General features: G+C 42.0%; 1 protein-coding gene and 1 pseudogene. One reads left to right on the top strand and one right to left on the bottom strand.

What is annotated here, in order from left to right; genetic code table 11:
• Positions 1 to 502, top strand: a pseudogene (locus tag O9324_RS15115) (IS4 family transposase); the annotation flags it as partial.
• Positions 503 to 657: 155 nt separating this feature from the next.
• Here the strand turns inward: O9324_RS15115 and O9324_RS15120 are convergent.
• A complete protein-coding gene (locus tag O9324_RS15120; protein WP_002747032.1) occupies positions 658 to 1,284 on the bottom strand; it encodes a TetR/AcrR family transcriptional regulator in 627 nt (208 codons plus the stop codon).
• Positions 1,285 to 1,559: the final 275 nt, after the last annotated feature.

Genomic DNA, 1,559 nt, shown 5'->3' on the forward strand with positions numbered 1-1,559 from the left:
TGGTATAGTTATCGCTGGTTGATAGAACGCTATCATTTTGTTTTAAAAAGTGGTTGTGGATTAGAAAAACTGCAATTAGAAACGGGTCGGAGAATTGAGATGGCTTTAGCTACCTATTCAATTGTAGCTTGGAGATTACTCTGGTTAACCTATCAAGCACGCTTACACGGAGAGGAGAGTTGTGAAAGTTTTTTGGAAGAACATGAATGGCCATCTTTGTGTGCCACTATTCATAAACATGGTCCGCCACCTGAAAAGCCGCCCTCCTTGGCCAGAAGCGGTCAGAATGATTGCTTCTCTTGGGGGGTTTTTAGGTAGAAAAGGCGACGGTGAACCAGGTGTTAAAACTATTTGGTTGGGACTGGGAAGGTAACATGATATCAGCCAGACTTGGAAACTATCTCATCAAATTGGTCCCCCCCATAGAACCCCCTTGAGCCATCTTGCACACTTTTCTCTTTTTGTCAAATTTTATGTTAAGAAAGATGTGACTAATGGATAGCTTAATAAGGGGGGCAGGGGGGATCGAACCTAAAATCCATTTTAATTTAATTATAACCAGCTACTTAAGTAAGCTAAAACGGATTTTAACCGCCTATCCTTAGATTAGCTGTCTCGGAGTCTCGGAGTCTCGACTAGGAAATTAATTTTGCACGACTACTTAACTAACACTCCATTCAGAAAAATTTCGGCAATACCTTCGGCCATTTCTTGTAAAGCTAAGGGGGAAGCATTGCTATCTAAAATAGTTTCACTGGAAAAACCAGCAATTGCAAACATTCCTAGAAAAACCTGGGCCACAATTTTCGGATTCATGGGACGATAGATACCACGATCGATCGCTGTTTGAAAAAAAGCCTCGGCCACATCGGTCATTTTAGCAATTACCTCCGATTGAATCCGCTCTTTTAATTCGGGGTGAAATTGTGCCTCTATAAAACAAACTCGCAATAAATCGCTATTTTCTCGCATTCTCAACACCCTACGTCGCATCACCTGCGCTACCGCTTTATAACTGCCCATTTCGCTCAATTCCGTCAGCAAGTCGGTGAGAATATCCACCCATCCCCTAGTGGCCACTTCGATTAAAATCGCCTTTTTGTTGGGAAAATAACGAAATAAAGTTCCTTCTGCCACATTTGCTTTTCCTGCTAGGTCTTTGGTCGTGGTTCCTTCATAACCCTTAGCGGCAAATAAACGTAAAGCGGCCTGTAGAATACGACTACGGGTATCTTCTTCCCCAGAATTGGTCTCAGTTAGGGAACGTTGAAAAAGACTTTGCATAATTATTGACAGCTAGAACGGGATAGAGCCATTGTCATCGATCAAGTTAGGTGTTTACTCAAATGCTTCATAAAATTTTGAGTAATTGGAGTAACTTGGCCTTTAACAACGAGCGCACGAGCTTAGACCTCCTGCAAAAATAGGGCTCTTCTGGTTTCTGTGTGGAAACGAGGTCTATACTGATAGAATATCCGCAAAATAGCCCTAAAAGTCTTGCCCGATAAGCATTTCACGATTCCATAAGCAAAAATTATCACACAAAGTCGAGAAGAGCC

Source organism: Microcystis sp. LE19-84.1B (assembly GCF_027531875.1).
Taxonomy (GTDB): Bacteria; Cyanobacteriota; Cyanobacteriia; order Cyanobacteriales; family Microcystaceae; genus Microcystis; species Microcystis panniformis.